General features: G+C 52.4%; 2 protein-coding genes. Both read left to right on the top strand.

From position 1 onward, the window contains the following. Positions 1 to 999: 999 nt before the first annotated feature. Complete coding sequence (locus tag ACFWW2_RS00580; RefSeq protein WP_393925418.1) at positions 1,000 to 1,575, top strand: hypothetical protein; 576 nt, start codon at positions 1,000 to 1,002, stop codon at positions 1,573 to 1,575. Between the two features lie 5 nt (positions 1,576 to 1,580). Next, positions 1,581 to 8,558, top strand: coding sequence for a calcium-binding protein (locus ACFWW2_RS00575; RefSeq protein WP_393925417.1), 6,978 nt, complete (start codon positions 1,581 to 1,583; stop codon positions 8,556 to 8,558). Positions 8,559 to 8,863 lie beyond the last annotated feature (305 nt).

Here is an 8,863-nt window from a genome sequence, read left to right as displayed (position 1 = left end):
GTGGGACGTGGGGTTGATGCCGCCTGTGAGCCGGACAGCGTTATTGATACGCCTGCGTGTTTGGGTGGTGACGGCACATCGTACATTTGACCGAAGTCAAGCCGCCGCCAGCACGTGTCACGCTCTCATGCGCGCGCCGCGGACAAGCAGTCTGATGCAATCAGTTCGCGCTTGCGCGAATGGGGGACGCGCCCGGCGCAGGGGGGGCCTGACTATATTTTCAAGGTAGCGCAGCGACTATGAAAATAAGGAAGGGGCCAAGGCGCGTCCCCCCGCCATGATATCAACCCCGTGGTGCGATGCCGTCTGGGGAGGGCGGCAACCATCCCATCTACCGGAACAGACCCCGCTAAGCGCGCTACGACCGCTGTCACCACGCATTCCTTTCAACCATCGCGATTGCCGCGACTGTCATCTACTAACTATGAAGCCTGAACCCAAGACCTCACCATAGATGATTGCTATCTAAATATAGAAACCCAGTATTTCCCAATGTTACAATCAGGTCCTATGCAGAAATAACACTTTGCTTGTGTGCATTCGCGAGAAAAAAATGGAATGTCGACAAAGAAGGTCAAAAGGTGCCGGCTGTTTTCTGAACTTCATTTGTGCCAACGCATTCATGGTTGCTAGCTAGGGGACTTCAGATGTTTGTGCATTGCAATATAATTCTGCGCTGAGGTTCGGTCTATGGTTGTCATTACTCGCAGTAAACTCTGTCTTAAATCGCCTGCATCCTGGGTGGCCACCAACTCATCATCACTGAATCCTGGAACTAAAAATGGTGATCTGTGGTTTATGCATTGATCAACCGGTGTGGAGCATTCCTCGTAAGCTCTATCTCGGCATTAGAGATAAGAAAATGTAGGACACACATCCTGTGCGTTTTATGACGGTGTCAAGTCCCCACCTATCGATGGCCGTTGATAAAGCCATCATCCATTTGCTCGAGTTTAAGCGGTCGTGCAAGAAAGACAATAGAAGTAGGATATTTGTACGATGATTATTGATGCGGACGGAGAGAAGCGTGTCTTTGAAAGGGACGGAAATCGAAGAGAACTAGTTACTGGCAAGGAAAGAACATTCCAAAGTCGAACTGGGCTGGATTTTTGGTTCAACTACAACACTGATTGTGCACTGACTTCTGATCCGGAAATCTTCGTTTACTTCTACCAAAACACCCTGCGTGGCAACGTCGGGACGTTCCCTATTTTGCATATTCAAGGGCGTGCGCTTTGCTTTACGCGCCGACCTTGGTCCCGAAAAGAATCATATGACGCAGTCAGGCCGCGTTACGGCAAGGATGGGCAGAGTACTTGGGAGATCGGTGAGATGGGGCTCTCGATGCATCACAAAGACCCTGATCAGGCTCGTGTGTATTACCCGCTTACCAATGCAGACAAGTTTCGCGATGAAGAACAACAAGAGCTAGGCATTGGTTTGCTTCAGGACGTCCTATCAAAAACTACGGGAAATTGGGTGGCTCATGCACATGGTCGCGAAAAAACATCAAATGTATTTTTGACCCCTGAATTTCAAAAAAAACTGCGCAGTGGCGCTTTACTTGAAGGATAAGAGCAATGGGTACTCTTGAGACACTTCTGCAGGAAGTAGCCGATGCGAACGCTGAAGATCGCATTCTTTCACTGGATTTTTTTGAGAACGCTGCACGGACGCTTGATGCCACTTTGCCAGAAGGTTCGACAGGAACGCTATCTTCTGGCCTAGACCCGATCAATCACAGTGGAATGAATGGCGAGGCGGTGCTGGCGCGGGATTTTATTGCTGATATCTCGAATGACACGCGAGCTGCCTCTGGATCGGCTCGTGTAACCAGCATCGTGGATACTGAGATCGGTGAGTTTTTGAGCAAACCAAGTGTTGTTCGCGCATTTACTAACTATGCTGCAAGTATCGGACTCGATGAGGAAGATGCGTTAACTGAGATGAATCGGGCCGACAATCAAAGTATTTGGGGCATTGCGTCAGAACGATACGCTCAAAACCTCTCTGGTGATATCGTGGCCGTTATTCCGACCGCAACGCCGGATCGAATTTTCGCAAAAGTCGAGCTGGAAGAGGCGCTTAGCAGCGACTCCAATGTCAAAACAATCAATGGCATTGATCGAACCACGCTCTCCCAAATGCCGTTGGAGGATGCGTTTGAAGCTGTCAAGGCGGCTTCCACTAATGCTTCTGTTGGATTGATCAACAAAGGCCTTTTGGATGGCACTATAAAAAAGAGTACTTATTATCAATTTGTGGAAAGCATCTTACCCGCGGGGGAAGACATCTCGACTCATACGGGTGTTTTTTCCCAGGCAGATATCGATGGTTACAATCCACCGTCTTCCGGTTCTTATGGAGATTTCCCACTTCTTAAAATCGGAGCCCTCGGTGTTGTTCTGGAAGGAGTTCGCCAGCTTGGGCCGTTGGGTGATGTGCTGGCATTCGCTTCCACGGGTGTGCAGGCACAAGCTCTTGAAGAAGCAGGTGATTACGAAGCAGCGGCAAAACTTTGGACGGAATTTTGGTTCGAAACGTCTGGCGGCGTTATTCTTGGTGGTGTTGGGGCTGCTGCGGGCCTTAATACTGGCCCCTGGACCGCAATAGGACTGGGGCTCTTGGGAAGTGTTGCTGGGTCGTTCGGGGGCAAAGCTCTTGGTGGTTGGCTCTATGACCAGAACCCTGAGTGGTTCGAACCGCTTGTCGGCGGGCGGCTTGACATAAACAAGATCACGACAGAGCAGTTTGTTCCAGTTGTAAACGGTTCGAGCAATGGAACTGAGAGCTTTGTAAATTGGATATATTCCCAAGATGCTGACGTATGGATAGGAATCTCACCTGCGGCCAATGAACCCCTCTTAGCTGAGCCCGGCTCTGAAGCATACGCTGAACTGAATGGCTATCGTGATGCACGAATTGCTCACAATGCAGCGCTGGACATAAGATACGATGGCACGCCTCTAACATTCGAGATTTTTGATCTTAGCGACCCCGATTTTGATTTTTTTACTTGGCTCAATCAACATGTAGTTACTTGGGTCTATCAACAACTAACAAGTGCCAGTGAGTTCGCCTCGACCGAAGTTATTTGGAAAGAGGCGATGGATATCTTATTCGACGGACCACCGAGAGACCCGCTGGTTCTGGACTTGGACGGAGACGGCGTTGAGCTTACCAGCCTTGAAACCTCTAACGCGTATTTTGACCTTGATGGTGACGGGTTCGCCGAAAATACGGGATGGGTCGGGCCTGACGATGGGTTGCTGGTCCTGGATCGGAACGGAAATGGTGATATTGACGGGATCGAAGAGCTGTTTGGGTCCCCAACAGAAAGTGCGTTCTCAGAACTTGCCGATTTGGACAGCAACGGCGATGGCCTGATCAACGAACAGGACGCGCAGTTTGCCGATCTGCAAGTTTGGCGGGATCTCGATCAGGATGGTGTGTCTGATGCTGGCGAATTGCACAGTCTCGGTGAAGCTGGCATCGAGTCGATTTCTCTTGAGACGACGGACGTAAGCAGGTGGGTGAATGGCAATGAAATTGTGTCGAAATCTACTGTTACGCATTCCGATGGCTCAACGTCCGAGGCAGCAGAAGTCCTGCTTGATCTCGATCAGGCTGAATCTGTATTTGAACTGCCGGACGACTTTGCATTTGATGCTGAAGGGTTCAAAATCCCCTGGTTGCCAGGATTTGGGGAAATAGCCCCGACACCCGTCGCGTATACCCAGAACCCTGACCTGAAAGCGGAAGCGGAAAGCCTGATTGAGCTGGTCCGTGAACAAGGCATGGGCGTCTTCCAGCCTGCCTTTGACGATTTTCTTGTTAACTGGGCTGGTGTCGAAGACACCAAATGGCTATCTGAAGCAAGTTTTTCGGTCCGTATCACTTACCTGTACGACGAGGACAAGAAGTTAGCCCCGGGCTTCGATGCATTGTCCGCCCCGCCCACGCCTGATTTTTATATATTTGATATTATTGACGATGAGCAATTCGACTATGGCGATGTTACAGACATAGCGGAGCAAAACGGGATGGTGCGCGCCGACGCGGACTACTTCCCAGCGTTCACCCTGAATACTATTCTCATGGTAGGTGGGACTGCCCAGGAGGGTGGTATTAATCAACTCTCGATCCCACCAAGCGTTACCGCAAACATGACTGAGGAAGAAAAAATAAGCTTGTACAATCAGGCGGCTGCAGTCGTTGAGGGTGGCAAAATCAAAACTCTGCATGACGGTTTGCTCGAGCCCTTCGAGATCAGATCCAACCGTGCGACCCAAGATACGGATGATCAATACGTACCGGAGTTAAGTGCCGAGAAATTTGCCGTCATGCAGAAGTTCATGGGCCGGGAATACACCAGTGCTGAGAACTCGGTGTCGCACCACAAAATCATTGTCAGCGTGCCAGAACCAGACTTGGTTCCCAACTTTATGGAACAGTATGATGCGCTAAAGGTTTATTATGAAACCAGGTTCCTGGTGCAGGCCGTTCAAAGCATCATCCTGAGTGAGGGTGAGGACGCGGATTTGGGCTATTTGGCGCCATTTGAGCATATTGGATATGATATGTTCAACGACGTGTTCTTTGGGGACGGTGCAAAGTTTGCTGTCGAGTTTGTCTCGCAATATGTGGATCAGGGTACCGATGTGGTTCAAAACGCTCTGGAAGATCTAAAAAAGTTCCAGGCCGAATTTGGCTACCTTCCGGCTGTACTCGCAGAAGCGTCCCTGCCCGTCACCGAGGCACAGCTTGAAGCGGTGTTTGGTGTCAGTCTGGAAGTCGGAACAAATGCGGCGGATACTATATCTGCAGACGGGGATACAATACTCGTTGGGGGCGCAGGAGACGATACGCTCCAAAACATCGGTGGCTCAAACGTGTTCTTTGGCGGGCTTGGCAACGACACGCTGAAGGGCGGTCGTGGTGAGGACGTCTACGTATACCGCTTTGGCGATGGCAACGACACGATTGAAGATTCGAGCAGTCAGACCGACGAAAGTGACCGGTTGGTGTTCACGGACCAGAATGCTGGCGATTTAGCCTTCTTGCGGCATGGTGGTTATGATCTGGTGGTCACGGCGAGCAACGGCGACACGGTGACGGTCACCGACCACTTCCTGAAATACCGTTCAAACATGGAACTTATCGAGTTTGCTGATGGTACGGTGCTGGATTTGCAGGGGATCGCACAGAAGTCGGTCGAGGATCAGGATGGTGACGGCGACGATCTGGTGCTTGGCACTAACGGCGATGAAACCTTCCTCGGCGGGCTTGGCAACGACACGCTGAAGGGCGGTGCTGGTGAGGACACTTACCATTACAGCCTCGGAGACGGCAACGACACGATTGATGATTACGATTCTTATTTCGCCAGAGAAGACCGATTGGTGTTCACGGATCAAGATGCCAATGATGTGAGTTTCTCGCGGAATGCAGGTGGTGATCTGGTGGTTACGGTGAGCAACGGCGACACGGTGACGGTCACCGACCACTTCCTGAATACCAGTGCAGACATGGAACTTATCGAGTTTGCTGATGGTACGGTGCTGGATTTGCAGGGGATCGCACAGAAGTCGGTCGAGGATCAGGATGGTGACGGTGACGATCTGGTGCTTGGCACTAACGGCGATGATACCTTCCTCGGCGGGCTTGGCAACGACACGCTGAAGGGCGGTGCTGGTGAGGACACCTACCGTTACAGCCTTGGAGATGGCAACGACACGATTGATGACTATAGCTATAGCAGCACCGAAAGCGACCGGTTGGTGTTCACGGATCAGAATACCAGTGATGTGAGTTTCTTGCGGAATGCAGGTGGTGATCTGGTGGTCACGGTGAGCAACGGCGACACGGTGACGGTCACCGACCACTTCCTGAATACCAGTGCAGACATGGAACTTATCGAGTTTGCTGATGGTACGGTGCTGGATTTGCAGGGGATCGCACAGAAGTCGGTCGAGGATCAGAATGGTAACGGCGACGATCTGGTGCTTGGCAGTAGCGGCGATGACACCTTCCTCGGCGGGCTCGGCAACGACACGCTGAAGGGCGGTGCTGGTGCGGACACCTACCGTTACAGCCTTGGAGACGGCAACGACACGATTGATGACTACGATTCTCATTACGCCAGAGAAGACCGATTGGTATTCACCGACCAGAATGCTGGCGATTTAGCCTTCTTGCGGCTTGGAGGCGATGATCTGGTGATCGCGGTGAGCACCGGCGACACGGTAACGGTTACCGATCACTTCAGAAACCTCTACGCAGACATGGAACTTATCGAGTTTGCTGATGGTACGGTGCTGGATTTGCAGGGAATTGCACAGAAGTCGGTCGAGGATCAGGATGGTGACGGTGATGATCTGGTGCTTGGCAGCAACGGCGATGACACCTTCCTCGGCGGGCTTGGCAACGACACGCTGAAGGGCGGTGCTGGTGAGGACACCTACCATTACAGCCTCGGAGACGGCAACGACACGATTGGTGATTTGAGCCTTGGCAACACCGAAAGCGACCGGTTGGTGTTCACGGATCAGAATGCCAGTGATGTGAGTTTCTCGCGGAATGCAGGTGGTGATCTGCTGGTCACGGTGAGCAACGGCGACATGGTGACGGTCACCGACCACTTCAGAAACCTCTACGCAGACATGGAACTTATCGAGTTTGCTGATGGCACGGTGCTGGATCTGCAGGGGACCGCACAGAAGTCGATCGAGGATCAGAATGGTGATGGTGATGATCTGGTGCTTGGCAGTATCGGCGATGATACCTTCCTCGGCGGGCTTGGCAACGACACGCTGAAGGGCGGTGCTGGTGCGGACACGTACCGTTACAGCCTTGGAGATGGCAACGACACGATTGATGACTATAGCTATAGCAGCACCGAAAGCGACCGGTTGGTGTTCACGGATCTGAATGCTGGCGATTTAGCCTTCTTGCGGCATGGAGGCGATGATCTGGTGGTTACAGTGAGCAACGGCGACACGGTGACGGTCACCGACCACTTCAGAAACCTCTACGCAGACATGGAACTTATCGAGTTTGCTGATAGTATGGTGCTGGACCTGGAGGGGATTGCACAGAAGTCGGTCGAGGATCAGAATGGTAACGGCGACGATCTGGTGCTTGGCAGAAGCGGCGATGACACCTTCATCGGCGGGCTCGCCAACGACACGCTGCAGGGAGGTGCTCGTGCGGACACCTACCGTTACAGCCTCGGAGATGGCAACGACACGATTGATGATTGGCGCAATAGCAGCACCGAAAGCGACCGGTTGGTGTTCACGGATCAAGATGCCAATGATGTGAGTTTCACACGGAATGCAGGTGATGATCTGGTGATCGCGGTGAGCACCGGCGACACGGTGACAGTCACCGACCACTTCCTGAATACCCGTTCAGACATGGAAATTATCGAGTTTGCTGATGGTACGGTGCTGGATCTGCAGGGGATCGCACAGAAGTCGATCGAGGATCAGAATGGTGACGGCGATGATCTGGTGCTTGGCAGCAACGGCGATGACACCTTCCTCGGCGGGGTCGGCAACGACACACTGAAGGGCGGGCGTGGTGAGGACACCTACCGTTACAGCCTCGGAGACGGCAACGACACGATTGATGATTTGAGCAATAGCAGCACCGAAAGCGACCGGTTGGTGTTCACGGATCAAGATGCCAATGATGTGAGTTTCACACGGAATGCAGGTGATGATCTGGTGGTCACGGTGAGCACCGGCGACACGGTGACGGTCACCGACCACTTCCTGAATACCCGTTCAGACATGGAACTTATCGAGTTTGCTGATGGTACGGTGTTGGATTTGCAGGGTATCGCACAGAAGTCGGTCGAGGATCAGGATGGTGACGGTGATGATCTGGTGCTTGGCAGTAACGGCGATGATACCTTCCACGGTGGTGCCGGCAACGACACGCTGAAGGGCGGTCGTGGTGAGGACACCTACCGTTACAGCCTCGGAGATGGCAACGATACGATTGATGACTTTAGCTATAGCAGCACCGAAAGCGACCGGTTGATGTTCACGGATCAAGATGCCAGTGATGTGAGTTTCACGCGGAATGCAGGTGATGATCTGGTGATCGCGGTGAGCACCGGCGACACGGTGACAGTCACCGACCACTTCCTGAATACCCGTTCAGACATGGAACTTATCGAGTTTGCTGATGGTACGGTGCTGGACCTGGAGGGGATTCGAGAAAAGTCCCTTATCGGTGGCTCAGGAAATGATATCATCATTGGCTTTTCTTCTGACGACGTGATTGATGGCGGCGCAGGGAATGACGTTCTAACTGGCGGCGGTGGTGCGGACGAGTTTGTGTTCAACGCGCAGGTTGCCAGTGGTACCGACCAGATTACTGATTTCGAGTTAAATTTGGACAAGTTGAAAATGGTTGGAATCACGTTCTCAGCTCTTACCTTTGTGGACACCGGCTCGGGAACGCGGCTCGAGTGGAACAATGGGTCTGTTGAACTCGAAGAAATCGCTGTTGCATCGCTGACAGGGGACCAGTTCTCGTTTTTCTGACCGGAACAGACCCCTTCTCCAGCTTTGGGGCCTGGTCGCGCGTCTTATGACGTTTAACGCGCCAAACACACAGAGAGTAACAAAATGATCCGTGTCATTGCTGTGCTTATCCCGCTGACAACCTTCACTGCCTGCGGGGTGCCTTTTGTTCCACTTATCTAGATGAAACGCGAACGTCTCGCCGAACCGGCTTCCAAGAAAGATGCTGATGAATGCTTAAGCTGAACCGATGACGCCTCTGGCCCAGCCAACCCACCGGCCCATCCGGCCTAACTTAAGAAAAGAGAATACCATGAACAAAGTTG

The sequence above is a fragment of the Yoonia sp. R2-816 genome (assembly GCF_046762905.1).
Lineage (GTDB): Bacteria > Pseudomonadota > Alphaproteobacteria > Rhodobacterales > Rhodobacteraceae > Yoonia.
This window is presented reverse-complemented; position numbering and strand designations above follow the sequence as displayed.

Excerpts from the sequence above, each read along its gene's own strand:
- ACFWW2_RS00575 (WP_393925417.1), top strand. The coding sequence starts at position 1,581 with ATGGGTACTCTTGAGACACTTCTGCAGGAAGTAGCCGATGCGAACGCT.
- ACFWW2_RS00580 (WP_393925418.1), top strand. The coding sequence starts at position 1,000 with ATGATTATTGATGCGGACGGAGAGAAGCGTGTCTTTGAAAGGGACGGA.